Below are 23,878 nucleotides of genomic sequence, written 5' to 3' on the forward strand. Positions count from 1 at the left end.
GTCTTCCACGATCAACGCCAGCCGGGTTGAAACCAGCCCGGTGAACACGAACACACGCTACCTGCAGATCTCGCCGCCCGACCGCACGTTGCCGGGATATCCACCGAAGGAGCGCTGAGGTGACACTCGCCGCCGCCACCAACGAAAACCTCGCGAACCTCAGCAACACGCTGATCTACTCCGCGATGGCCGTCTACACCCTCGCCTTCTTCGCGTACATCACCGAATGGATCTTCGGTGGCCGCAGCAAGATCGGCCGTACCGCCGCGGCGCTCACCTCCCGGACGGAGACGAAGGCACCGGACGTCACCGTGCAGAAGGGCGGCTCCACCGCCGTACTGGAGCGGCCGAAGGTGGTCGTGCGGGCCGCGGCCGGTGCGCGTGACGTGCCCGACGGGCCCGGCGCGCACGGTGGCGACGCGCAGGGTGACCTCTACGGGCGTGTCGCGGTGTCCCTCACGGTGCTCGCGTTCCTCATCGAGCTGGGCGGGGTCGTCGCCCGAGCGGCCTCGGTGGAGCGGGCTCCCTGGGGCAACATGTACGAGTTCAACATCACCTTCTCGACGGTCGCCGTCGGCGTGTACCTCACGCTGCTCGCGCTGAAGAAGAAAGTGCGCTGGCTCGGCCTGTTCCTGATCACGACGGTCCTCCTCGATCTCGGCATCGCCGTCACCGTCTTGTACACCGCCAGCGACCAGTTGGTTCCCGCCCTCCACTCGTACTGGCTGTACATCCACGTCTCGACCGCGATCCTGTGCGGCGCGGTCTTCTACGTGGGCGCCGTCAGCACGATCCTCTACCTGTTCAGGGACTCGTACGAGAACAAGCTGGCGAGCGGCGGAAAGCCCGGCCAGTTCGCCACCTCGTTCCTGGAGCGGCTGCCCGCCTCGGCGTCGCTGGACAAGTTCTCCTACCGCGTCAACGCGGCGGTCTTCCCGCTGTGGACGTTCACGATCATCGCGGGCGCCATCTGGGCGGGCGACGCCTGGGGCCGCTACTGGGGCTGGGACCCCAAGGAGACCTGGGCGTTCATCACCTGGGTCGCCTACGCCTGCTACCTGCACGCCCGCGCCACCGCCGGCTGGAAGGGCCGCAAGGCCGCCTACCTGGCGCTGCTCGCGTTCGGCTGCTGGCTGTTCAACTACTACGGCGTCAACATCTTCGTGAGCGGCAAGCACTCCTACGCGGGCGTGTGACCGACTCCCTCACGGTGAAGGCCGGTTCTCTGTGACCTGAGTCACGGGAGCCGGCCTTCGCCGGTCCTAGGACGGCGGCAGGCACTCCTTCGCCGGCGGCTTTCCCTCCGGCCAGGCGATCCTCACGAAACGGTTGGTGCCCTGCGGGGTCACCTCCACCACCGGTACGGCCTTGTCGTACGGGTTGCCGTGCACGTCCAGGCAGATCCAGCCGCTCGCCCCGCTCACCTTCAGCGAGCCTTTGACCTGCGGCCACTGCAGGCCGACGTCGGCGAGCGGCGGGACCACCTTCCCGTCGGGAGTGGCCTCGCGGATGCCCTTGACGGCCAGCTGCATCGCGTCGTACGCGATGATCAGCTGGCCGTCCGAGAGGGTGATCGGGCCTATCGGGCCGACCGGCTCGCGCTTGCTGCTCGCGAGCAGACCGTTCAGGACGCTCGCGCCCTGCGCCGAGCCGCCCGTCTTCGCCGGGTCCTTCGTCCAGGCGTCCGGGTGGGCGAGGGCGGTGTAGCGCACGGACAGGTTGTGCGTGAGGGCGCTGCGGTCGAGGTCCTTGTCACCGGTCAGGTAGGAGCCCTCGTCGCCGGTCAGGAGCGTGAACCTGCGGTCCTGGCAGCCGCGTCCGCCGAGCGCGTTGATGAACTGCCGCAGCTGGGTGTGGCGTCCGGCGAACAGGATGGTGTCGGTGTCCGGAGCGGTGTCGCACACGAGGTGGGTGATCTGCCGGAACGTGTTGGCGGTGGTGCCCTCCTGGCTGCGGTCGTCGGGCGGGGTGAAGGGCTGCGGTTCGTAGGGCGAGCCCTTGATGAGGTCGGCGAACGACTTCTGCAGCGTCGTCGTGTACGGGTCGCCCGGCTTGTCGTACACCAGCAGCGCGTTGCCCGCCGTCACCTTGGCGAACGAGGCGAGCGCGCGGGCCTCGTCGGTGTTGGTGGGGGAGACCCGGGCCAGCCCCGGGAAGGGATCGGTGCCGTCCTGGCCGTTGGCGAGGTCGTCGGCGGTGATGGAGGAGCCGATCACCGGAATCCCGCGCCGGGTCAGCTCGGCGACGGCCTTCTTGTTGTTCTCGGTGCTCAGCCCGACCCCGGTCACCGCCCGCAGCCGGTCCGGTCCCTCGGTCATGCCCTCCAACTGGTCGACCGTGTGCTCCCAGTGGGCGCCGGTCGCCCCGGGGTTGGCGAGCACCAGCCGGATCGCCGGGGTCTGCCCGGCCGACTTGTGGTTGGCCTGGTACTGGGCCAGATAGGCGCCCTGCAACTCGTGCAGCACGTCCCCGAGGTTGTCGGCGTCGGTCGAGGTGAAGGGTTCGAACAGGGCGACGGTGACATAGCTGTCGGCCTTGAGCGACCTGTTCTCCCGGTCGATCGCCCTGACGGTCTCCCGCAGCTGGGGCCGGCCGAAGTAGTAGTCCGTCGCCGACACGCCCACGCACTCGTCGCTGCCCTCGGGCCGTACCACCCCGGCCGCGCAGGACCGGTCGTCGTGCGCGAGCACCCGGACGCCGAGGATCAGCCCGGCCACCACCGCGGCGGCGACCAGCAGAGCGAGATAGCGGCGCAGGGGTATCTCCCAGATCCCCTCACGCAGCCGGGTGCCGAAGCCTCTGCCCGAACCCCCGCCCGCACCGCTCCCCGCCATCACGCCTCCCCGTCCGCTTCGTCCTCGTCGTCGTCCGGCACGCGCAACGCCCGCCCGGCGAGCGCGTCCTCGGGCCAGTCCCGCGAGGCCCGCCACAGCAGCGCGTTGCCCGCCGGCCGCAGGTTGGACAGCTGCTCCAGCTCGAACCGCAGCCGGTCGCACACCTTCGCGTCGGGCAGCGCGAGCGGGTCGGTCAGCTGCCACACGGCGTGCAGCAGCCGCCGTATGCGCAGGTGCAGAACGGCGTCCGCGCCCTCCGGCACGACCTGCCCGGCGTCCGTACGCCCGAGCGCGACCGCCGCCCGCCGGTCGTCCCGTCCGGCTCCGGCGAAGTCGTGGCCCTCGGGGTCATGGGCGTGGAAGTAGGGCGCCGACGCGATGAACCGCAGCGACCGCAGCCAGACGCGGATGTCCAGGGCGGGGAACGTGTCACGCAGATACGCCACCGCCGACTCCGCGCCTCCCAGGGCGAGTTCGTGGTGCAGCCGGTAGCGGGCGCGGGCCGGATCGTCGTCGTCGGCCGCGTGCGCGTAGGAGCGGATCAGCGTCTCGTGCGCCTGCCGCCACTGCCCGTGGTCCGGGTCCCGATGGTGCAGCCGCAGCAACAGCAGGGTCCGTACGAAGGAGTCCCCGACGAACCGGCCCGGCACCTGAGGCAGACCCTCCGCCACCAGCCGGGTCTCCAGTGCCCGTACGTCCGCCGGTCCGAAGTCGTCCGGCAGCAGTGCCTCGGCGAGCGCGCAGGCCGAGGCGTGGTCGTGGGCGGCGGCCAGCACGGTCAGCTCGTCCAGCCGGTCGGCGGGCACCAGCCGGTCGAGGAGTTCGAGATAGGTGGGCCGCCCGTCGCGGTCGTCGTCCAGCCGTACGTCCGCGGTCAGCAGCTCCCCGAGGGAGGCGGCGCCCGGCAGGTTCTGCGCGGCGGAGTCGGCGAGGTGGACGATCCCCAGCGGGTTGCCGCCGGTCAGCCGGTGGATGGCGTACGGCAGTCGGGGCGGCACCGCGGCCTGTGCGCAGGCGGCGCCCACCAGGTGCAGGGTGTCGTCCGGGCTCAGCGGCGGCAGTGCCACCAGCAGCGCCCGGGACGAGTGGGCCGCCGGGTCCGGCGCCCAGTCGCTGCGCCGCGCGACCTCCGCCAGGGTCCGCCGGACGGCGCTGCGCAGGACCGGGCGGTCGGTGCCGCGCAGCCCGCCGACGAACACGACCTGGTCGGCGATCCCGCCGGCGCGGTCGCGCAGTATGGCGTCGGCCAGGCCGGGACCGGGGGCCCGGTGCGCGTTGTCGATGAGCACGAGGGGCCGCCCCAGCCGCTGCATCCGCGGCAGCACGCCCGCGTACGCGTCGGCCAGGTCGGCGAGCAGCGCCCGTACGAGATACCGCTCGGCGTGCTCCCGGGAGGTGCCGCCGGCCCGGAAGTGCCCGGACAGCAGGATCAGCCCGCGCCGGGCGTCGCCGCCCGCGTTCGGGTAGTCGCGCCACCAGGCGGAGGCGCGCTGCTGGCGCCGGTTGACGAAACTGTCGGAGAAGGACTCCAGGGTCGCCTCGATCGCCGACGCCACGAGCGGCCCGGTGCCGCTCACCGCCGCGACGACGTTGGCGGTGACCCGGCCGGCCATCCGCCCCGCGAACCCGGCGACCCACGACCCGCCCTCGTTCAGCAGCAGGATCCGCTCCACCTCGCGCCGGATCCGCTCGGAGTCCGCGTCGTCCCAGCCGCCCGCCGCGACCGCGACCAGACCCGACATCAGCCGCCCGAACGCGATCCGCCCGGCCCCGGTCACCGGCTCGGCCAGCTGCTCGGCGACGACCAGCAGCGCCTGCGACACCGGCGACCAGGCCTCCAGGGGCCGCCCGCCGGTCGGCCTCGCGAACTGGACGTCCTCGCAGTCGACCGACGCGACCGGTGTGTGCCCCTTGTAGGCGTCCCGCAACTCGCCGAGCACCGCACTCTTGCCGAGCCCGCGCCCCCCGGTCAGCAGCACGAAGGGCAGTTCCTTCGGATGCTCCACGGCAGTGGCCCGGTGCTGATGCGGACGCAGGCCCACGAGCCGCGGAGCAAGACCGGCCGGATCGGTGTCGAACAGCGCCCCGCGCCCGTGCAACGGTCTGCCCACCGCATCTCTCCCCCCAGAGACTCCAACCTCAGGGTAAGGAGAGGGAGTTGGTGCGGGCCAGACCCGGTGATGTCCGTTGTGTTACGAAACTCTCGACCCGTCCCCGACGATTCACGCGACGGTGATCGAGTCCAGCTTCGCCCGCAGGTACACGTGCGAGTCGACGGGCTCGTACGCCACCCGTCCCACCGGCGCGGGCAGCGACTCCACCAGCGTGCCCGGCGTGCACTCGCCGAAGTAGACGAGGGACATCAGCTCCTCGGCGGGCGCGTCGGCCGGCGGGGGCAGCACGCGGTGCCGTCCCGAACGCCAGCGGTCTCCGGTCCAACGGGCCAGCAGGTCACCGACGTTGACGGTGAACGCCTCCGGGTCGAAGGGCGCGTCCTCCCAGCCGCCCTGCTCCGTCCAGACCTGCAGTCCGCCCTTGCCGGCCTGCCGGTCGAGGATCGTCACCGTCCCGAAGTCGGTGTGCGGGCCGATCCGGAACTGGCCCGGCTGCGGCTCCCCGACGACCTCCGTCCCCGGATACCAGTTGATGTTGAAGCCGTACGTCGGACGGTCCATGTGCTTCGAGAAGAAACCGGCGTCGAGCCCGAGCGCCTCGCCCAGCAGCGACAGCAGCTCCTTCTCCAGGCCGGCCATCCGCGCCAGGTACTCCTCGCAGAGGTCCCGCAGTTCCGGCACCTCGGCGGGCCAGACGTTCGGCGCCGCCCACTCCGCGTCGACCACCGGGTCCTCGAAGTGCTCGTGCGTCGCGAACGTCAGCGACTCCTTCAGGTCCGGCGGGGTCTCGGTACCCTCCGAATACCCGTTGGCCTCCGCGCCCGGCCCGAGCCAGCCGCGCCCGCCGACCGTCGCCGCGTACGGCTGCTTCACCTCGACGGGCATCCGGAAGAACGCCCGCGCCGCCTCCCGGATCCCGGACCGCAGGGCAGGGTCCACCCCGTGCCCGGTGACCAGCAGGAACCCGGCGGTCTGGAGGGCTTCGTCGACGGTACGGGCGATCTCGGCGCGGGTGCCGGGGGTGCCTTCGACCCAGGGCTTCAGATCGATGGTGGGGATCCGCGGGGCAGGGGTGTCACTCACCGATGTCCTCATTCCACAGTGCCGGGTTGTTCTTGATGAAGTCGCGCATCATCTCGACGCACTCGGGATCGTCCAGGAGCACGATGTCCACGCCGTGCTCCGCGAGCCAGTCGTGGCCGCCGTGGAAGGTGGCCGCCTCGCCGACGACGACCCGCGAGATGCCGAACTGGCGGACCAGTCCTGAGCAGTACCAGCACGGGGAGAGGGTGGTCACCATCGTCGTACCGCGGTACGACCGCTGCCGTCCCGCGTTCCGGAAGGCGGCCGTCTCCGCGTGCGTCGAGGGGTCGTCGTCCTGGACGCGGCGGTTGTGGCCGCGGCCGAGGAGGGTGCCGTCGGTGCCGTAGAGGGCGGCGCCGATCGGGATGCCGCCCTCGGCGAGCCCGGCGCGGGCCTCCGCGACGGCGGTGGCGAGCCAGGTGCGGGCCGTCGCCTGATCCATAGGGTCCATGGCTTCACTCTCCTGTGGCGGAAACACGAGGGCAACGTGCGGAAAGTACTCTCCGGGCATCCCGCAGCCGGACGAACTGTCAGTGCCCTGGAGGTTCCCGTGCCCGCACTCACCCTCCGCGACATCCTGGAGCTGGACCCGGTGCGGGCCGCCGAGCCCGAGCTGCTGGCAGGTGAAAGCGCCCTGGACCGCCCGGTGCGCTGGGTGCACTCCAGCGAGGTGTACGAGGGCGCGAACTTCCTGGACGGCGGTGAGCTGCTGCTCACCAACGGCTTCGGGCTGACGGACGCGGACGAGGAGGTCCGACGGCGGTACGTGCGCGAGCTGGCGGCACGGGACGCGGCCGGACTCGCGGTGGAGGTGGGGCGGTCGCTGCCGTCGATGCCGGCCGAGGTGACCGACGAGGCCCGCCGCGTGGGGCTGCCGCTGCTGGCCCTGCACCGGGTCGTGCCCTTCGTACGGATCACGGAGGCCGCGAACCGGGCGATCGTGGCCAGGGGCCTGTCCGGGCGGTCGGTGGTACGGCCGTGGGGCGACGACCACACGGCCGCGCTGCTCGCGGACCTGGCCGACCGGGCGGCACTGAACCAGCCCGAGGTGGAGGCGCGGGCGGCGCTGGCCGGGTTCCACCCGGGCCCCGGCGCCCGCCTGCTGGGGGTGTCCCTGCACGGCACGCGGGACGTGAGCACGGTGGACCGTGCGGTACGGCTGCTCGGCGGGGCGGGGGTGCTGCGGGCGGCGTTCCCGGGGGACGTACTGGCGCTGCTGTCACTGCCCGGCTCTCGGGCCGGCGACCCGGTACGGGCCGTCCAGGACGCCTTCCGTACGGCAGCCGAGCCCGGCCTGACCGTCGCGGTCGGGCACGCCGTCGCCGCCGGTGGAGGCTGGCTGCGCTGGAGCGACACGCTGCGTGCGGCCCGTACGACGCTGGAGCTCGCGCTGACCGTGCCGGCCGCCGAACCGGGCGTACCGGACGGCGCGCTGGTCACGTCCTCGCGCGCCCTCGCCCTGGAACGGGAGCTGACCCGGGGCGGCGTGGACGCCAACCGGGAGCGGCTCGCCGGGCTGGTCCAGCACGCCCTGGGACCGCTGCTGGCCTGGGAGGCCGCCCACCCCAGCGACCTCGTCCGCACCCTGGAGGTCCACCTGCGGCACGGCTGCTCGCCCACCCGCACGGCCGCCCTGCTGCACATCGGCCGACAGTCCCTCTACCAGCGGCTGGAGCGGATCGAGTCCTTGCTGGGGCTGGAGATCGGCGACCCGGACCTGCTGGGCGAACTCCTGACGGCGGCCTGCGCACACCGGGTGGTGCGGGGGACGAGCCCGGCGGTGGCGGGCGGGCTGCGGACGGTGGCCTAGCGCAGAGTCACCCGGGTGGTTCCGTTGTACGGCGCCATGCACAGCACCGTCTTCGGGGTGCGCAGGACGTCGTCCTGCGCGAACAGCCGCCGTGCCGTGTCGAAGGGCACGTCGTCGCAGGCGACCAGGGAGACGCGGTCGTACAGGGTGCGGGAGGTTTCCGGCAGGGGCAGGCCCGGCTGTCCGTCCTCGTCCTCTCCCCAGACGTCCCACAGCAGAGTCTCCACCTTGTTCAAAGCCGCGAGGTCGAGCCGGATGTTGCCGGCCACGAACCGCTCCCCCTGGAACGGGCCCTCCTTCGGCGGATGCAGCCCGAAAGTGTCCGGGTCGGCCCCGCGCTCGCGGATGGCCCGCCACGCCTCGCCCGCGACCAGGAAGCGCTCGCGCGGTACGTCCATCGGGTCGAAGCCGACGTTCCAGTCGTCGAGGAGCGCGGGATCGGCGAGCTGTGCGTCGGCGAGGAGCCAGGTGCCGCGCTTCTCGTCCCAGTACTCGGTGACGACGTGGTCGCAGTGGAAGCCGTCGGCACGGAAGTAGTCGGCGAACCCCGACCGCAGGCGGGCCGGGACGCCCAGGTGGCGCAGGAACGAGCAGTGCAGCAGCGCGAAGTCGCGGCAGACGCCGACGAACCGGTCGCGCGGCGGGCGCCGCCGGGCGAGCGGGGCGTCGTCGCGGTCGACGACGATGCGCAGGATGTCGTCGACGTAGCGCGTCTCGGCGTCGTTGTGGAGACGGTCCTGCGGGATGGCGTACCCGAAGGCCTCGCCCTCCACACGGTGGATGATCAAGTCCCGTACCACGCGGGCCAGTTCGGCGGGATCGTCCGGCAGGCCGGCGTAGTGGTGAGCGAGGGCGCCGGGGTCGGAGAAGGCGCTCTGCGCGGCGTAGAAGGCGAGGGTGTCCGGGTTCTCGGGCATAGCCGGAACCGTGTCAAAATTCCCGGCGAAATGTCCAGGAGTCCGGGCAGGTAACCTGTGCCGATCACCGCCGTGTCTGCGGCAGTTGGGCCCCCCTTGGAGGAACGTTCATGGTTGCTGCTCCGGTTCTGGAGGAGCTGCGCGAGGTCTGCCAGCCGCAGGCCAAGCTGGCGAGCCGCAACGGCGAGCACTGGGCGGGCCGGCTGTACATGCGGCGCCTCTCGCTGCGGTTCACCCGCCAGTTGGTGCGCACGCCGGTCACCCCCGACCAGCTGACCTGGACGATGGTGGTGTGCGGGGTCGCGTCCGGGGCCGCGCTGATGATCCCGGGCCTGACCGGTGCCGTACTGGCCGTCATCCTCATGCAGCTGTTCCTGCTCTTCGACTGCGTGGACGGCGAGGTCGCCCGCTGGAAGGGCCAGAACAGCGCGTCCGGCATCTACGTCGACCGCCTCGGCGCCTACCTGGCCGACGCCGCCCTGCTGGCGGGCGCGGGCTACCGGGCCGCCGAGTCGGGCGTCGGCGGCTGGCTGTCGATCGGCATCGCCACCGCGCTCGGCGTCGTCCTCCTGAAGGCCTCCACCGACCTCGTGGACGTGGCACGCGCCCGGCGCGGGCTGGGCGTCGTCGACGACGAGTCGACCCGCCCGCGCTCCCAGGGCGTGGCGACGGTGCGCCGCCTCGCCGCCGCCTTCAAGATCCACCGTGTGACGAACGGCATCGAGGCGTCCCTGGTGCTGCTGGTCGCGGCCGTCGCCGACGAGATGACCGGCGGCATCGAACCGACCCGCTGGGCGCTGGGCGCGCTCGCCGTGATCACCTGGGTGATGGTCCCGGCCCACCTGCTGTCGATCCTGTCCTCGTCACGGCTGCGCTGAGGCAGCCGTACGAAGGTGACGGCACACTCCTCACTTCACCGCTGTTCCAGTAGCGCGTAGTCCGCGAAGCTGCGCCGGTAACGCAGGTGCCGGGTCTCCTGGGTGTGCCGGCGCTGCCACTCCTCGACCTCGGCCGGGGCCTGGCACGGGCCGGAACCCGCCCCGCAGTCGGCCTCGTCGCCCGAGACGCAGCGCGCCTCGTACTCCGGCTGCGCCGACGCGTCCTGCACGATCGTGTAGGGCACGTACCGGAAGATCCGCCGCCCGGACGGGGCCCCGCCGTGTTCGCGGCGTTGGTGCTGCCGCAGCAGTACGTTCGCGTCCGTCTCCGCACTGCCGTCGAACGCGGCCCGTGCCTCCTCCCGCCGGGTCGCCAACTCCTCGCACGCCGCGCAACCCGGGACCGGGACGGGCGGCCGGTCCGGCAGTTCGGCCTCCAGCACGGGCGGCGCCACGAACCCTTCCCGGGAACGGTCGTTGGCCGCCCGTACGCCCGAGCTCAGCCGTTCCTCCCGGGTCGCCGCCCGGATCCGCGCCGGGTCCGCCTGCCACTCCCGCCCGCCGCCGACCGGGCGCAGCATCACGTACGGGCCCGCCCTGTCCTGGTACTCGCCGACCTTGCGCAACTGCGGGTCGTAGACGAGCGTTCCCGGTTCCCACCGCTCAGGCATGTGCAACTCCCGGCACCTTTCGTAACTCTGGGTGTACCGAGCGTCGCCCAGGGGAACGGTCCGGATCAACGCCTGGCGCGTGCCAGTGGTCCACTGTCACGGAGGGAGGAGCCGTGAGCCGACGCAACGCCGACGCGGGAACCGGGCTCAGCACGAGTACGGCCGCCGTGTTCGGCGAGGTCCTCAAGCACTTCCGCGAGGCCGCGCTGCTCACCCAGGAGGGGCTGGCCCGGGAGATCCCCTGCGACCGGTCGCACGTGGCGCGGGTCGAGGCCGGGACGCGGGTCCCGCAGGACACGTTCGCGAAGAAGTGCGACGAACTGCTGGGTACGGGCGGGGTGTTGCTGCGGTTGTGGGGGCGGATCGACTGGTATCCGCAGGTGGAGCATCCGGATTGGTTCCGGCGCCGGGCCGAGATGGATGCGGTTGCCATCGGGCTGAGGGAGTATCAAGAGCGCGTCATTCCGGGCTTGTTGCAGACGGACGACTATGCGCGGGCTCTGTTCTCGCGCCTCGTGAGCGGTGAGGAGCTGGAGGAGCGCGTCCGGGCCCGACTGAGCCGTCAGCGGCGCTTCCTGGTCGACGGCGGACCGTTCTACGCCGCCGTTCTCGATGAGAGTTGTCTGCGCAACGTGGTGGGTGGCCCGGCCATCATGCGGGACCAGTGCGCGCACCTGCTCGACGTCGGGCGGCACCCCAACATCCACATCCAGGTTGCTCCGGCCGACCGCATCGGCCTCTTCCGCCCCAGCGGCTCCATGTCACTGATCAGGTTGCCCGACGGGCACGAGTGGGTCTATTCGGAATCGCTGGACCGTGGCCATTTCAGCGACGATCCAGCCGTCTATGCGCGGCACAGCCAGACCTATGATGTGCTCAGCGCGGACTCTCCGTCAGCCCTTGAGTCCACCGCTTTGATCAGCGACGTGATGGAGAGGTACAAGCATCATGAACAGCCACGATCTCAGCGCGGCGACCTGGGTCAAGAGCAGTCACAGCGACGCCAACGGCGGCAACTGCATCGAAATAGCCCCCGAGTTCCCCACCGCCGTCCCCGTCCGCGACAGCAAAATCCCTGACGGCCCCGTCCTGCTCGTCGGTCGCGCCGCCTGGTCCGCGTTCACTTCCGCTCTGCGCTGACCTGCGGGACTCGCGGCACTAGCGCGGCGCCCGCCGCAGCACCGCGTACAGCCCCGCGCTCACCGCGAACCCGACCAGGCATGTGATGTCGCCGAAGGACGGCCACCGCTCCGGCACCCAGCCCACGTACTTCTCCTGGTTGGAGAAGACCGGCACCGACACCGCGATACCGGCCAACAGAGCGGTCACCCCGGGCCAGTTGGTGAACGTCCGGTCGCCGAGCCGGGCCGACAGCCGCTCCACCGGCGTCCGCGCCTGCAGCCACCGCTCCACCAGCACGACCCCGAGCCACGGCCCCACCCAGTACGCGATCACCAGCAGGAACGCCTCGTAGGCGTGGCCCGCGTCCGCCAGCGACGCCCACGCCGCCGCCGTACCGGCGACACCGCACAGGACGACGATGGCGCTGCGGCCGAGCCACGGCGGGAGCTTGAGGCCCAGGGAGGTGATGGACATGGCGGAGGAGTAGACGTTCAGGGCGTTCGCGGAGACCGCGCCGAGGATGATGGCGAGCAGGACGAGGTCGCCGAGCCGGCCCGGGAGGTGGCCCGTGAAAGCGGCCGTGGGGGAGGCGCCCTCGGGGGCGGCGATCGTCGCCGACGCCGCGCCGATCACCGACACCACCGCGACCGAGACGAACAGGCCGGCGGCCGGGTACAGGGCGGTCTTGAAGCGGTTCGCCGTACGCGGGAGGTAGCGGGAGTAGTCGGAGGCTCCCGGGTTCCAGCCGGCCGTGTAGCCCCAGGCCGCGCTGAAGGCGAGGAGGAAACCGCCGATGCCGCCGCCCGCGCCCGCACCGCCCAGATCGGCCTCCTTGAAGGTCCAGACGCCGGCGAGCAGGAACACCACCGCCAGTGCCGGGAAGGCGTACTTCTCGAAGGCGTGGACGAAGTTGTGCCCGATGAAGCCGATCACGACCTCGGCGACCACCACCAGCAGGAGGGAGGGGAGGGGGCGCAGGCCGGTCAGCGTGTTCAGCGCGAAAGCGGCGCTCACACTGTTCACCGCGAACCAGCCGACACCCGCGACCAGTGCGTTCACACCCGCCGGCAGCAGATTGCCGCGGAAACCGAAGGAGAAGCGGCCGATCGCCATCTGCGGCACGCCGAAGCGCGGGCCGTCCAGGGACAGGATCCCGTGGGTCAGCGACCCCAGCGCCGTGCCCAGCAGCAACGCCGCCGTGGCCTGCCAGAAGTTCAGGCCGAAGAACAACACCGAGATCACACCGATGTACACCGTCGCGAACTCGATGTTCGGGGACGCCCACGTCCACAGCAACTGGAGCGGACTGCCGTGCCGTTCGGCGTCGGGGATCGGTTCCGAGCCCGCCGTCTCGACGGCGATGACCTTGTCACCGTATTCGGGGGTGAGCGTGGTGCCGGTGGAGTCGGCGGGAGCAGTCGTCATGCGAGGTAAGTGTCCGGCTCCCGCCCGCCGCCGCCCAGGGGCGCATTGTCCGCTTCGAGTGGCCCACCGGCTTACACCCTGTCAGGTACCGGCGTCACTCGGTGGCGTCAGGGGGTGGCGTCAGGCCGTGGCGTCAGGCGGTGGGGTCCTCGCCGCCGTCCTTCTTGTCCCGGTCCTTGTTGTCCGGGTCCTTCTTGTCCTCGTCGTCGGGGGACTTCTCGTCCTTGAGGGACTTGAGGAACTCGGGATTGTCGTCGGGCGCCACCCACTGCTGCCTGCCGCCCCGGCTCCACGGCGAGCCGGGGGAGCCGCCCGCGCCGGCCGGGTGCCGCTTCTTGCCCGCGATGAGCCACGAGAGGGAGCCGGCGAGCGGGAACACCAGGACGAGGATGGCCCAGAGCGGCTTGGGCATGTAGCGGACGTCCTGGTCCTTCGTGCTGATGCAGTCGATGAACGCGTACACGCTCAGCGCCAGTGGCACGAGGAACATCAGTACCCGGAGCATGGGGGGCCTTCCAGTGGAACAGTCGTCGGGGCCGCGGGCACGGACCCCAGGTACCGGGCCAGGGTAGCCGCTCGGGGATACTTGACCCCATGGCTTACGACGATCTTCGTTCCCTGCTCAGGGCCCTCGAGCGCGAGGGCGACCTCAAGCGCGTCAAGGTCGAGGTGGACCCGTATCTGGAGGTAGGGGAGATCGTCGACCGGGTGCAGAAGTCCGGCGGCCCGGCGCTGCTCTTCGAGAACGTGAAGGGCTCCGCGATGCCCCTCGCGATGAACGTCTTCGGGACCGACCGGCGGCTGCTGAAGGCCCTCGGACTGAAGTCGTACGGCGAGATCTCCGAGAAGATCGGCGGGCTGCTGCGGCCCGAGCTGCCGCACGGCTTCGTGGGCGTGCGGGAGGCCTTCGGGAAGCTCGGCGCGATGACGCACGTACCGCCGAAGAAGGTGAAGCCGGGGGACGCGCCCGTACAGGAGGTCGTGCTGCACGGCGACGACGTCGACCTCGACTGGTTGCCCGCCCTCTTCACCTGGCCGCAGGACGGCGGCTCCTTCTTCAACCTGGGGCTCACCCACACCAGGGACCCGGAGAGCGGCATCCGGAACCTGGGCCTGTACCGCCTGCAGCGCCACGACAAGCGCACCATCGGCATGCACTGGCAGATCCACAAGGACAGCCGCAACCACTACCAGGTCGCGGCACGGCGGGGCGAGCGGCTGCCGGTCGCCATCGCCTTCGGGTGTCCGCCCGCCGTGACGTACGCCTCCACCGCGCCCCTGCCCGGTGACATCGACGAATACCTCTTCGCCGGGTTCATCGCGGGCAAGCGGATCGAGATGGTCGACTGCAAGACGGTGCCGCTGCAGGTGCCGGCGCAGGCGGAGGTCGTGATCGAGGGCTGGCTGGAGCCGGGGGAGATGCTGCCGGAGGGGCCCTTCGGCGACCACACCGGCTTCTACACCCCCCAGGAGCCCTTCCCCGCCCTGAAGATCGACTGCGTGACGATGCGGAAGCGTCCGCTGCTGCAGTCGATCGTCGTGGGCCGCCCTCCGACGGAGGACGGACCTCTGGGCCGTGCGACCGAGCGGTTCTTCCTCCCGCTGCTGAAGATCATCGTGCCGGACATCGTGGACTACCACCTGCCCGAGGCCGGCGGCTTCCACAACTGCGCCATCGTGTCGATCGACAAGAAGTACCCGAAGCACGCGCAGAAGGTGATGCACGCGGTCTGGGGGGCACACATGATGTCCCTGACCAAGCTGATCGTGGTCGTCGACGCCGACTGTGACGTCCACGACCTGCACGAGGTCGCGTGGCGGGCCCTCGGCAACACGGACTACGCCCGTGACCTCTCGGTCGTCGAAGGTCCCGTCGACCATCTCGACCATGCCTCCTACCAGCAGTTCTGGGGTGGCAAGGCGGGCATCGACGCGACGAGGAAGTGGCCCGAGGAGGGCTACACGCGGGACGGCGGCTGGCCCGAGATGGTGCTGTCCGACCCGGAGACGGCGGCGACGGTCGACCGCCGCTGGAAGGAGTACGGGCTGTGAGTTCAGCTTCCGCGGCGCTTCCGCAGCAGCCGGGGCGTACGAAGGCCTTCCTGCGCCTCGTCATGATCGAGCACTCCGTGTTCGCGCTGCCCTTCGCCTACATCGCCGCGCTCACCGCGATGTTCCAGTGGGACAAGAACATCCACTGGGGCCGCCTCCTCCTGGTCACCGTCTGCATGGTGGGCCTGCGGACCTTCGCGATGGCCGTCAACCGGATCATCGACCGGGAGATCGACGCCCGTAACCCCCGCACCGCGCACCGCGAGCTGGTCACCGGCGCGATGTCGGTGAAGCACGCCTGGACGGGCGCGCTGGTCGCGCTGGTGGTCTTCCTCGGCTCGGCGGCCCTGCTGAACCCGCTGTGCCTGGCGCTGGCCCCCATCGCGGTGATCCCGATGGTGGTCTACCCCTACGGCAAGCGGTTCACGAACTTCCCGCAGGCCATCCTCGGTCTCGCCCAGGCGATGGGCCCGGTCGGCGGCTGGCTGGCGATCAGCGGTGAGTGGTCCTGGGACGCGGTGATCCTCGGTCTCGCCGTCGGGGTCTGGATCGGCGGCTTCGACCTGATCTACGCCTGCCAGGACGTCGACACCGACCGCGAGATCGGCGTCATGTCGGTCCCGGCCCGCTTCGGCATCCCGGCGGCGGTGTGGGGCGCGCGGGTGTGCCACGCCGCCACGACGGCGTTGTTCGTCTGGTACGCCGTGGCGACCGACGCGGGTGCCTTCTTCTGGTTCGGCATGATGATCGTCGCGGGCGCGTTCGTCTACGAGCACTCGATCGTGCGACCCCATGACCTGTCCCGCCTGAACAGGGCGTTCTTCAGCGTCAACGGGTTCATCGGGATCGCCCTGTTCGTGTGTGCGCTGCTGGATCTGCTGGTGCGCGGCCTCACGGTGTGAGCTCGGGGGCGGTCCCGGCCCGGCGGCGGAACACGAACGCCGCCGCCACGCCCGACACGAGCCCGATCAGGTGGCCCTGCCAGCTGACCCCGGACTGCGTGGGGGCGAGGCCCGAGAGGATCGCGCCGCCCCAGACCGCGCCGACCAGCAGGCCGACCAGGACCCCGAGCGGCCGGCGCTCGACGAAGCCGCTGACCATCAGGAAGCCGAAGAGGCCGAAGATCAGTCCGGAGGCGCCCGCGGTGTTGCTGTGCGCCGGGGATATCAGCCACACACCCAGGCCGTCCGCGACGATGATCAGCGCGCACACCGCCGCGAAGCGGCGCAGACCGCCCAGCGCCGCCAGGAAGCCGAGGACCAGCAGCGGCACGCTGTTGGCGGCCACATGGGCGAAGCCGAAGTGCAGGAAGGCGGCGGGAACGATGTCGACCAGCTCGCCGGGAACGCGCGGGACGATCCCGAAGTCGTCCAGCGCGTGGCCCGTGGCCACGTCCACCACCTCGAGGAGCCACAGCAGCGCGACCCAGCCCGCCATCAGCATGGCCGCGGTCTTCGCACGGTCGCCCCGCGACCACTCCAGTTCCCTGCCGGACATGGCAACCCCCACAGCTCGCTCGTCCCTCCAGGGAACGGCCCGGACCCCTTGGCCGGTTCCCACCCTGCGACGCCGGATAGGCTCGGGGTTGTGAACCCAGTCAAGCCAGGAGAGACGCCGCGTACGCCTTGGATCGTAGGGGTGTCCGGCGCCTCCGGCACCCCTTATGCCGCTGCCGTGCTGCGCGCGCTGCTCGGTGCCGGGGAGAGTGTCGACCTGGTCGTGTCCCGGGCGTCCCGGCTGACCCTCCTGGACGAGACCGGGATCTCCTTCCGGGACGCCCACTGGCAGGACGACCTGCGGGAATGGCTGTCCAGGGGCGCCGACGGGAAGCCGGGGACCTTCGAGGCCGACATCGACTGCGTACGGCACTGGAGCGCGGGGGACCTGGCGGCGGGGCCGTCGTCGGGGTCGTACCCCTCGAAGGGGATGCTGATCGTGCCGGCCTCCACCGCGTGTGTCGCCGGCGTCGCGCTGGGTCTGTCCAAGGACCTGCTGCAACGGGCCGCGAGCGTCACCCTCAAGGAGCGGCGGACGCTGGTCGTGGCCGTGCGGGAGACCCCGCTGAACGGGCAGACCCTGCGGCACCTGGTCGCGCTCGACGACGCGGGCGCGAGCGTCGTACCGGCCTCGCCCGCCTTCTACGCGGGCGCGACCCACATCCAGGACATGGTGGACTTCGTCGCCGGACGGGTCCTCGACGCGGCGGGCGTCCGGCACGGGCTGTACCGCCGGTGGGCGGGCGAGTTGGGGAGCTCCCGGGCCGAGCGGCCCGAACCGCCCGAGTAAGTACCACTACCTCTTCAGTCTCTTCATCGGAAGGCTTCAATCGCATGGACGCGGTGGACAGGCAGCTCATCCAGGCCCTGAGGGAGAACGGCCGGGCCTCCTACGCGGAGCTGGGACGCCTCGTCGGTCTGTCGGGACCCAGCGTCACCGACCGCATCAACCGGCTGGAGGCGGCCGGCGTCATCACCGGGTACCGGGCCACGGTCGACTCCGCCTCGCTCGGCCTCGGTGTCATCGCCCTGATCGGCATCTCGCTCTCGGACGCCGCCGACCACGAGGACGTGGCCCGACGGCTGAAGGACCTGTCCGAGATCGAGGACTGCTGGTTCATCGCGGGCGACGACTCGTTCATGCTCAAGGTGCGGGCGACCGACGTGGACGGGCTGGAGAAGATCATCCGGCGGCTCAGCGGCACCAAGGGCGTGTCCCGGACCCGTACCACCATCGTGCTCTCCACCAAGTGGGAGAACCGGGTGGGTGAGCTGCCCGAGGAGGAGTAGGCGGGCAGGCGTACGGTTGACACGGTTTGTCACTGAGGAGAGGCACAAGCATGGATGTCGGGCTCAAGCGCGAGCTGGAGGAGAAGGTCCGGGCCGGTGAGCGGCTGACCCGCGAGGACGGCATCGCGCTCTACGAGTCGGACGACCTGGCCTGGCTGGGCGGTCTCGCGCACGAGGTGCGGACGCGGAAGAACGGCGACGTCGTCCACTTCAACGTCAACCGCCACCTCAACATGACCAACGTGTGCACGGCGTCCTGCGCCTACTGCTCCTTCCAGCGCAAGCCGGGCGAGAAGGACGCTTACACGATGCGCATCGAGGAGGCCGTCAAGCTCGCCAAGTCGATGGAGGGCGAGAACCTCACCGAACTGCACATCGTCAACGGGCTGCACCCCAACCTGCCGTGGCGGTACTACCCGCGCTCCCTGCGGGAGCTGAAGGCCGCCCTGCCGGACGTGTCGCTGAAGGCCTTCACCGCCACCGAGATCCACCACTTCGAGACCATCTCGGGGCTGTCCGCCTCCGAGATCCTCGACGAGCTGATCGACGCGGGGCTCGAGGCCCTCACCGGCGGCGGCGCGGAGATCTTCGACTGGGAGGTCCGGCAGCACATCGTGGACCACCGCACCCATTGGGAGGACTGGTCGCGGATCCACCGGCTGGCGCACGAGAAGGGGCTCAAGACCCCGTGCACCATGCTGTACGGCCACATCGAGGAGCCCCGCCACCGCGTCGACCACGTGCTGCGCCTGCGTGAGCTCCAGGACGAGACCGGCGGCTTCCAGGTCTTCATCCCGCTGCGCTACCAGCACGACTTCGTGGACGTGAAGGACGGCAAGGTCCGCAACCGCCTCCAGGCGCGTACGCAGATGGCGACCGGTGCGGAGGCGCTGAAGACCTTCGCGGTCTCCCGGCTGCTCTTCGACAACGTCCCGCACGTCAAGGTCTTCTGGGTCATGCACGGTGTCCAGACCGCGCAGCTCGCGCTCCAGCACGGCGCCGACGACATGGACGGCTCGGTCGTCGAGTACAAGATCACGCACGACGCGGACAACTACGGCACGCCGAACAAGCTGACCCGCGAGGACCTGCTGGATCTCATCCGCGACGCCGGTTTCCGGCCCGTCGAGCGGAACACGCGGTACGAGATCATCCGCGAGTACGACGGTCCCGACCCGGCGCGCCGGGAGTCCCCGCAGCCGATGCGGGTGTGACTTCGACCGCGGGTGCGTGGGGGGCTGGTCGCGCAGTTCCCCGCGCCCCTGGGTCGTATACCCGGCCGGCATGGTGAGCAGCAGGCTCCTGAGGGCTGCACGGCAGAGCCGAGTGTGCCGACCCGGGGGCGCGGGGCTGTATCACTGTGCGGCTCCGCCGCGTGGGCGCGACCAGCCCCCACGCACCCGCGTACGACATGAGTCCGGACGCCCCACGGCGGGTATTCGGAGCCCATGGTGACCACCCGAGCGCCTGAGGACGCCTACACCGCACAACCGTTCGTCCCGGAAGGGGCACGCGGCCTCCCGGCCCTGCGCCGCGCCGCCGGCGAGTGCCGGGGCTGCCCCCTGCACCGGGACGCCACGCAGACCGTGTTCGGGGCGGGGGCGGCCGACGCGCGCGTGATGCTCGTGGGGGAGCAGCCCGGGGACCAGGAGGACCGGCAGGGCAAGCCCTTCGTCGGCGGGCCGGCCGGGAAGCTGCTGGACCGGGCGCCGGCGGAGGCGGGCATCGATCCCGGCAAGGCGTACGTCACCAACGCCGTGAAGCACTTCAAGTTCACGCAGGCGGAGCCCCGCAAACGCCGGATCCACAAGGCGCCGTCCCTGCGGGAGATGACCGCGTGCGGGCCGTGGCTGGCCGCCGAGCCGGCGGTCGTGGAACCCGAGCTGATCGTGGTGCTCGGGGCGACCGCGGGCAAGGCACTGCTCGGCTCGTCGTTTCCGGGTCACGCAGGTGCGCGGGACGGTCCTGGAGGAGGAGATCCACGGGCACGCGGAGCGGCTGGTGCCGACCGTGCACCGTTCCTAGAGACTGAGCGGGAGTGAGTCCTGTTGCCAGGTCTCAGGCTCGGCCGAACGCCCCGGACGGTGTTGGACGTTCTGGTCGCCCGCGTTCGCTCCGCGCCCGGGCGGCACGGACCGTGTCCGTGGTCCGGGGATGCGGGGGCGGGTTTCCTCACGCCCAGGAACACGCCGGCCGGCCTGGACGGTCCGATGCCCCGCACGATCACTCCGGTCGTGTGGGGGCGGTGCCGTCCGTCGCCGGATCGGGTGTCCCTGGGCGCGCCTTCCGATCGCCACGGCGGCTGCGTCGTGGCGGGTGCTGGTGCTGGTGCGGGTCGTGGTGGTGAGGGGTTTCTGCCAGTGCTGGGTGCCCCAGCGGCTGGTGTAGGCCGGGTCCACGGCAATGACCGCGATACCTGTGGCGTCGGCCATCGAGGACAGCCGGGCGCGGAGTTTCCCGGTGGGCATGCCGGAGATCAGCTGCCGGAACCGCTTCCGGCGGCCGTGCTTCTCCCGGGTCTTCTCCGCGCCGAAGTCCAGGTCCTCGACCGCGATCGCCTTCACACCACAGGTGCGGGCCCAGTGCAGGAGACGGGTCAGGGCGTGGCGGACCTGGGCGTCACGGTGTTCGGCGGTGCCGGTCAGGTCGTAGAAGAAACGGCGCGGGCTGCCGGTCGGGTTGCCGTGCGTGTCCAGGCGCCAGGCGGCCAGGTGGTCGGCGTTCATGTCGACCCCGATCACACCGTGGGCGAGCGCAGCCTCGATGGGCAAGGCGGAGGTGGGCGGGGTCTGCCAGGACGCCGTCACATACCAGCGGTCCCGGCCGGTATCGAGGTGGATGCGGTAGGCGATCGCCCGGTCGGCCGCGACACGATCCGCCCACTCGCCGCCCCGGTGCGCGAACACAACCCTGCTGGCGAGGACGTAGCGACCGTGCGGGGCGTTGGCCAGATGCACGAGCGGTCCGGGGAGCTTGATGCTCACCTCGCCGTCCGGGCTGATACGGATGGTCTCGTTGCCGTAGCGCTTGCCGGACTCACCGTCCGCCTGACAGAACCAGCGCTCCGCCTCCCAACGCCCCCGCCACGCGAACTCCGTCAGCTGAGCCGCCTCCAGGTGGTGCCGGGTGCGAGCCAAAGCTTTGCCGCCGCGTACGACATGTACGATGCCGGCCTCGCGGTCGGCCCGCGCGGCAGTCAGCCGGTCCTCCAGTACCCGCAGGCGCCTTGACTTCGCATGCCACTCCCGCGCCGACCGGTAACCCCCCGGCGCCTTCCTCGTCCCCTTCTGCCCCACCGGCAGGGACAACCGGTCCTCGATGGTACGGACGCCGGCTTCCAGGTTGTGGATGTGTGCGAGCTGGCAGCGGCGGGCCAGCGCCCACTGGTCGTGCGTGGCTTTGGTGATACTGCCCGCCCACCGCGACGACGACAGCGGCGTCAGCTCCCGCTTACGCCCCGCCCATGTCTCAGCGGAGTGCTCCAGAGTGTCCCGGCAGCGCGCCTTTAGGTCTTTCGAGGCCAGCGACCCCAGATGCGCACCCACCAGACGCAGCACCTCCTCATCATCCGGCGTCAGGTGCTTGAGACGGGTCCGGACGGCCACACCACTGGGACCGGACGCGACGAACGGCGCTGCCACACTCCGCAGCTCACCCACCCCTGTCACCCCCACCCGATGCCGACCGAAGATCCCGTCGTCATGAGAAACGAGCACCACCCGCGAAGGTCACGCATTCGATGAGAGAACGTCAGTTCCCCACCGAAACCCGCCCCCCACGACCGAGGCGCGCGACACGACACAGCTCAGCAGCACTCACTCCCGCTCACCGGAACGCTCTTGAACACACTCCAGCGGCAGCAGCTCCAAACCCCTCGTCGGTGCTGCGGGCGGACGACCGGGAGGCCGCCTACCGCGGACTGCTCTCCGACCTGCGGGTGGCGGCCCACGCCCTGGGGTGAGCGCGTGGGCGAGGGCCCGCGACCCGGAGACCGGCGCGCGAGCGGCCGAATCTAAGCTCGTTGACCATGCGGCTCACTTTCCGGCTCGACCCCGACCCCACCCCCGCGTTGCTCCACGAACTGACCCTGCTGTGGACGGCCGTCAACAACGCGGGCGGAGCGGTCGGCTTCGTCGGCGAGACGACGTACGAGGAGGTGCGTCCCGAGACCGACCGGTACGCGCGGTCGCTCGCGGCCGGACGCCACCGCCTGATCGCCGGGACCGACCCCGACGGACGGCTGCGGGCCACCGCCTTCCTCGGCCTCAACGCGCACCGCCTCCAGGGCCACTACGCTTGGCTGACCACCGTGATGATCGACCCCTTGCTCCAGCGCGGCGGTCACGGCCGCGCCCTGCTCGCGGCGGCCGAGGAGCACGCCCGCGGCCTCGGTCTGGAGGCGATCAAGCTGACCTGCCGGGGCGGGACGGGCCTGGAGAACTTCTACGCCTCCGTCGGCTACAAGGAGGTGGGCCGGGTGCCGGGAGGGCTGCGGGTCGCCGCGGACGACTACCGGGACGACATCATGATGTGGCTTCCCCTGAACTGACGCCGTCCGTCGTCGCGGGCCCCCTGCAAGATCGCGTCCCGGGCGTGCTTCACTGGATGGTGCCTTCGGGAACGCCCCCGGAGGGGCGACCCCCAGTCGGAACGGAAGAGTGGATTGACATGCTCCGCTACACACTGATGCGCCTCGGGATCCTGGTGGGCTGCCTCGTGGTCGTCTGGGGCCTGGTCTACTCCGGTGTCGTTCCGCGCGGCCTCGGTGACTCCAACGGCATGTGGATCATCCTGCTCTCCCTCGTGCTCTCCGCCCCGATCAGCTTCGTCGTGCTGCGCAAGGAGCGGGACCGGGCCTCGGTCAAGGTCGTGCAGAAGGTGGAGCGCATGAAGTCCAACCTGGACGCGAACCGCAGCCAGGAGGACGTCGCCGACGACACCGCGCGGACGCAGGGCACGGCCTCCCAGGCGTCGTAGGGGGGTTCCGCAACGCCGCACCCAACTAGTCTTTCGGCATGGGTGCCGTGAAGAGCAAGCGGATGCCGCGTGCCGTCCGTGAACAGCAGATGCTGGACGCCGCCGTGCGGACCTTCGGGCAGCGCGGGTACATGGCCGCGTCGATGGACGAGATCGCCGAACTCGTGGGCGTGTCCAAGCCGTTGGTCTACCTCTACCTGAACTCGAAGGAAGACCTCTTCGCCGCCTGCATCCGCCGCGAGGCGCAGGCCCTCACCGCGGCCGTCCGGGCCGGCGTCGATCCCGGCCTGCCCGCCGACCGCCAACTCTGGGACGGCCTGCGGGCGTTCTTCACGCACACCGCTCAGCACCCGGACGCCTGGTCGGTCCTGCATCTGCAGGCCCGGACCCACGGGGAGCGGTTCGCCACCGAGGTCGCCGCGATGCGCGAGGAGATCGTCGCCTTCGTGACCCACCTGATCGTCGTCGCCGCCCGCGAGGCCCACCGCGACCCCGACCTCCCCGAGCGCGAGGTCGCCGGCCTCGCCGAGGCCCTGGTCGGAGCGGCCGAGTCACTTGCCGCCTGGGCCAACGCCACGCCCGGTGTCAGCGCCAGACAGGCGGCGGCGACCCTGATGAACTTCGCGTGGGCCGGGCTGGGGAACCTGATGATTGGGCAGCCGTGGGCACCGGCGGAGCCGGTTCACGAGCACGAGGCGATCGGGTAGACCGCGCCGCTCACATGCACCCGGTCGCCGCCGCGCAGCTCGAACCGCTCGCCGTCGGCGGCGTACGTCACCGTGCCCGGCAGCGGCACCGGTGCCCTGAACTCCGCCCGGATCCGGACGGCTTGTGAGGTGCCGTGCGAGGCCAGGCAGCGGGCCACGGTCCACATGCCGTGCGCGATGGCACGGGGGAAGCCGAAGAGCCGCGCGGTGAGCGGGTGCAGGTGGATGGGGTTGCGGTCGCCGGACGCGGCCCCGTACCGGCGGCCGACGTCCCCGGCCAGCCGCCACTCGGCGACAGCGGGAAGCGGCACGGGTGCCTGTGGGGCGGTGTCCGGTGCGCGCCGGTCCGTGCCAGGCACCTGCCGACCGCGCTCCTGCGGCTGTTCGCCGGGTTCCCATGCTTGTCGGCCGGGCTCCTGCGACCACCCGCTGGGTTCCTGTGCATGCTGGCCGGGCTCCTGCGACCACCCGCTGGGTTCCTGTGCATGCTGGCCGGGCTCCT

General features: G+C 71.1%; 24 protein-coding genes and 2 pseudogenes. 15 read left to right on the forward strand and 11 right to left on the reverse strand.

Features of this window, described 5'->3' with window-relative positions; all coding sequences use genetic code 11:
• The first annotated feature begins 119 nt into the window (after positions 1-119).
• The gene (gene ccsB / locus ACZ5XS_RS34555) at positions 120-1,196 is read left to right on the forward strand and encodes a c-type cytochrome biogenesis protein CcsB (protein ID WP_468658058.1); all 1,077 of its coding nucleotides are present in this window, start codon (positions 120-122) and stop codon (positions 1,194-1,196) included.
• A 66-nt stretch (positions 1,197-1,262) separates the two neighbouring features.
• On the opposite strand, the gene ACZ5XS_RS34560 is transcribed toward ccsB, so the two are convergent.
• The 4 genes from ACZ5XS_RS34560 to ACZ5XS_RS34575 form a co-directional block, all read right to left on the reverse strand.
• On the reverse strand, positions 1,263-2,834 hold the full coding sequence (locus ACZ5XS_RS34560) for a hypothetical protein (protein ID WP_468658060.1): 1,572 nt from the start codon (positions 2,832-2,834) through the stop codon (positions 1,263-1,265).
• Complete coding sequence (locus ACZ5XS_RS34565; RefSeq protein ID WP_468658062.1) at positions 2,834-4,945, reverse strand: hypothetical protein; 2,112 nt, start codon at positions 4,943-4,945, stop codon at positions 2,834-2,836. The genes ACZ5XS_RS34560 and ACZ5XS_RS34565 overlap by 1 nt, the downstream gene beginning before the upstream one ends.
• 111 nt (positions 4,946-5,056) lie before the next feature.
• On the reverse strand, positions 5,057-6,031 hold the full coding sequence (locus ACZ5XS_RS34570) for an isopenicillin N synthase family dioxygenase (protein WP_468658064.1): 975 nt from the start codon (positions 6,029-6,031) through the stop codon (positions 5,057-5,059).
• Complete coding sequence (locus tag ACZ5XS_RS34575; protein WP_468658066.1) at positions 6,024-6,482, reverse strand: nucleoside deaminase; 459 nt, start codon at positions 6,480-6,482, stop codon at positions 6,024-6,026. Before ACZ5XS_RS34575 ends, ACZ5XS_RS34570 begins: the two co-directional genes overlap by 8 nt.
• 99 nt (positions 6,483-6,581) lie before the next feature.
• Here ACZ5XS_RS34575 and ACZ5XS_RS34580 point away from each other — a divergent pair, with 99 nt between their 5' ends.
• Positions 6,582-7,841 (forward strand): PucR family transcriptional regulator, encoded by a 1,260-nt coding sequence (locus tag ACZ5XS_RS34580; RefSeq protein WP_468658067.1) that lies wholly within the window; start codon positions 6,582-6,584, stop codon positions 7,839-7,841.
• On the opposite strand, the gene ACZ5XS_RS34585 is transcribed toward ACZ5XS_RS34580, so the two are convergent.
• Positions 7,838-8,758 (reverse strand): transglutaminase domain-containing protein, encoded by a 921-nt coding sequence (locus ACZ5XS_RS34585; RefSeq protein ID WP_468658069.1) that lies wholly within the window; start codon positions 8,756-8,758, stop codon positions 7,838-7,840. The two genes, ACZ5XS_RS34580 and ACZ5XS_RS34585, sit on opposite strands and share 4 nt — an antisense overlap.
• 110 nt (positions 8,759-8,868) lie before the next feature.
• Between ACZ5XS_RS34585 and ACZ5XS_RS34590 the strand changes: the two genes are divergently transcribed.
• Positions 8,869-9,636 carry a CDP-alcohol phosphatidyltransferase family protein gene (locus ACZ5XS_RS34590; protein WP_468658071.1) on the forward strand — a complete coding sequence of 256 codons (768 nt, stop codon included), beginning with the start codon at positions 8,869-8,871 and terminating at the stop codon, positions 9,634-9,636.
• A 35-nt stretch (positions 9,637-9,671) separates the two neighbouring features.
• Here the strand turns inward: ACZ5XS_RS34590 and ACZ5XS_RS34595 are convergent, their stop codons facing one another.
• Complete coding sequence (locus tag ACZ5XS_RS34595) at positions 9,672-10,307, reverse strand: DUF7848 domain-containing protein (RefSeq protein WP_468658073.1); 636 nt, start codon at positions 10,305-10,307, stop codon at positions 9,672-9,674.
• Between the two features lie 113 nt (positions 10,308-10,420).
• Between ACZ5XS_RS34595 and ACZ5XS_RS34600 the strand changes: the two genes are divergently transcribed.
• Both ACZ5XS_RS34600 and ACZ5XS_RS34605 read left to right on the forward strand, forming a co-directional pair.
• Positions 10,421-11,386, forward strand: a complete 966-nt coding sequence (locus ACZ5XS_RS34600; protein WP_468658075.1) for a helix-turn-helix domain-containing protein — start codon at positions 10,421-10,423, stop codon at positions 11,384-11,386.
• The gene (locus tag ACZ5XS_RS34605) at positions 11,334-11,447 is read left to right on the forward strand and encodes a DUF397 domain-containing protein (protein WP_468658129.1); all 114 of its coding nucleotides are present in this window, start codon (positions 11,334-11,336) and stop codon (positions 11,445-11,447) included. The genes ACZ5XS_RS34600 and ACZ5XS_RS34605 overlap by 53 nt, the downstream gene beginning before the upstream one ends.
• A gap of 18 nt (positions 11,448-11,465) precedes the next feature.
• Here the strand turns inward: ACZ5XS_RS34605 and ACZ5XS_RS34610 are convergent, their stop codons facing one another.
• Complete coding sequence (locus ACZ5XS_RS34610) at positions 11,466-12,854, reverse strand: purine-cytosine permease family protein (RefSeq protein ID WP_468658077.1); 1,389 nt, start codon at positions 12,852-12,854, stop codon at positions 11,466-11,468.
• 133 nt (positions 12,855-12,987) lie between these two features.
• On the reverse strand, positions 12,988-13,359 hold the full coding sequence (locus ACZ5XS_RS34615) for a PLD nuclease N-terminal domain-containing protein (protein ID WP_468658079.1): 372 nt from the start codon (positions 13,357-13,359) through the stop codon (positions 12,988-12,990).
• 89 nt (positions 13,360-13,448) lie between these two features.
• Here ACZ5XS_RS34615 and ACZ5XS_RS34620 point away from each other — a divergent pair, with 89 nt between their 5' ends.
• Complete coding sequence (locus ACZ5XS_RS34620; RefSeq protein WP_468658080.1) at positions 13,449-14,906, forward strand: menaquinone biosynthesis decarboxylase; 1,458 nt, start codon at positions 13,449-13,451, stop codon at positions 14,904-14,906.
• Entirely contained in the window at positions 14,903-15,808 is a 906-nt protein-coding gene (gene mqnP, locus ACZ5XS_RS34625) for a menaquinone biosynthesis prenyltransferase MqnP (protein ID WP_468658082.1), read from the forward strand. Before ACZ5XS_RS34620 ends, mqnP begins: the two co-directional genes overlap by 4 nt.
• Here mqnP and ACZ5XS_RS34630 read toward each other — a convergent pair.
• The gene (locus ACZ5XS_RS34630; RefSeq protein WP_468658084.1) at positions 15,798-16,403 is read right to left on the reverse strand and encodes a rhomboid family intramembrane serine protease; all 606 of its coding nucleotides are present in this window, start codon (positions 16,401-16,403) and stop codon (positions 15,798-15,800) included. The genes mqnP and ACZ5XS_RS34630 overlap by 11 nt on opposite strands.
• Positions 16,404-16,493: 90 nt before the next feature.
• Between ACZ5XS_RS34630 and ACZ5XS_RS34635 the strand changes: the two genes are divergently transcribed.
• From ACZ5XS_RS34635 to ACZ5XS_RS34650, 4 genes and pseudogenes are all read left to right on the forward strand, one after another.
• Entirely contained in the window at positions 16,494-17,192 is a 699-nt protein-coding gene (locus tag ACZ5XS_RS34635) for a UbiX family flavin prenyltransferase (RefSeq protein WP_468658086.1), read from the forward strand.
• A gap of 44 nt (positions 17,193-17,236) precedes the next feature.
• Entirely contained in the window at positions 17,237-17,692 is a 456-nt protein-coding gene (locus tag ACZ5XS_RS34640; protein ID WP_217235302.1) for an Lrp/AsnC family transcriptional regulator, read from the forward strand.
• A gap of 50 nt (positions 17,693-17,742) precedes the next feature.
• Positions 17,743-18,906: an aminofutalosine synthase MqnE gene (gene mqnE / locus ACZ5XS_RS34645; protein ID WP_468658088.1), complete on the forward strand. Its 1,164-nt coding sequence runs from the start codon at positions 17,743-17,745 to the stop codon at positions 18,904-18,906.
• A 234-nt stretch (positions 18,907-19,140) separates the two neighbouring features.
• Positions 19,141-19,714: pseudogene (locus ACZ5XS_RS34650) on the forward strand (UdgX family uracil-DNA binding protein); the annotation flags it as partial.
• On the opposite strand, the gene ACZ5XS_RS34655 reads toward ACZ5XS_RS34650, so the two are convergent.
• Positions 19,714-21,249, reverse strand: coding sequence for a nuclease/transposase family protein (locus ACZ5XS_RS34655; protein ID WP_468658090.1), 1,536 nt, complete (start codon positions 21,247-21,249; stop codon positions 19,714-19,716). The pseudogene ACZ5XS_RS34650 and the gene ACZ5XS_RS34655 overlap by 1 nt on opposite strands.
• 311 nt (positions 21,250-21,560) lie before the next feature.
• Between ACZ5XS_RS34655 and ACZ5XS_RS34660 the strand changes: the two are divergent.
• The 4 genes and pseudogenes from ACZ5XS_RS34660 to ACZ5XS_RS34675 form a co-directional block, all read left to right on the forward strand.
• Positions 21,561-21,653: pseudogene (locus ACZ5XS_RS34660) on the forward strand (UdgX family uracil-DNA binding protein); the annotation flags it as partial.
• A gap of 66 nt (positions 21,654-21,719) precedes the next feature.
• Positions 21,720-22,241: a GNAT family N-acetyltransferase gene (locus ACZ5XS_RS34665; protein ID WP_468658092.1), complete on the forward strand. Its 522-nt coding sequence runs from the start codon at positions 21,720-21,722 to the stop codon at positions 22,239-22,241.
• A gap of 119 nt (positions 22,242-22,360) precedes the next feature.
• Positions 22,361-22,669: a DUF4229 domain-containing protein gene (locus tag ACZ5XS_RS34670; RefSeq protein WP_217235298.1), complete on the forward strand. Its 309-nt coding sequence runs from the start codon at positions 22,361-22,363 to the stop codon at positions 22,667-22,669.
• Between the two features lie 38 nt (positions 22,670-22,707).
• On the forward strand, positions 22,708-23,376 hold the full coding sequence (locus ACZ5XS_RS34675; protein WP_468658094.1) for a TetR/AcrR family transcriptional regulator: 669 nt from the start codon (positions 22,708-22,710) through the stop codon (positions 23,374-23,376).
• On the opposite strand, the gene ACZ5XS_RS34680 is transcribed toward ACZ5XS_RS34675, so the two are convergent.
• Positions 23,352-23,878 (reverse strand): MaoC family dehydratase (locus ACZ5XS_RS34680; protein ID WP_468658096.1); only part of this gene is annotated, 527 nt, incomplete at its 5' end. The genes ACZ5XS_RS34675 and ACZ5XS_RS34680 overlap by 25 nt on opposite strands.

This window comes from Streptomyces sp. NPDC033131, assembly GCF_055578365.1.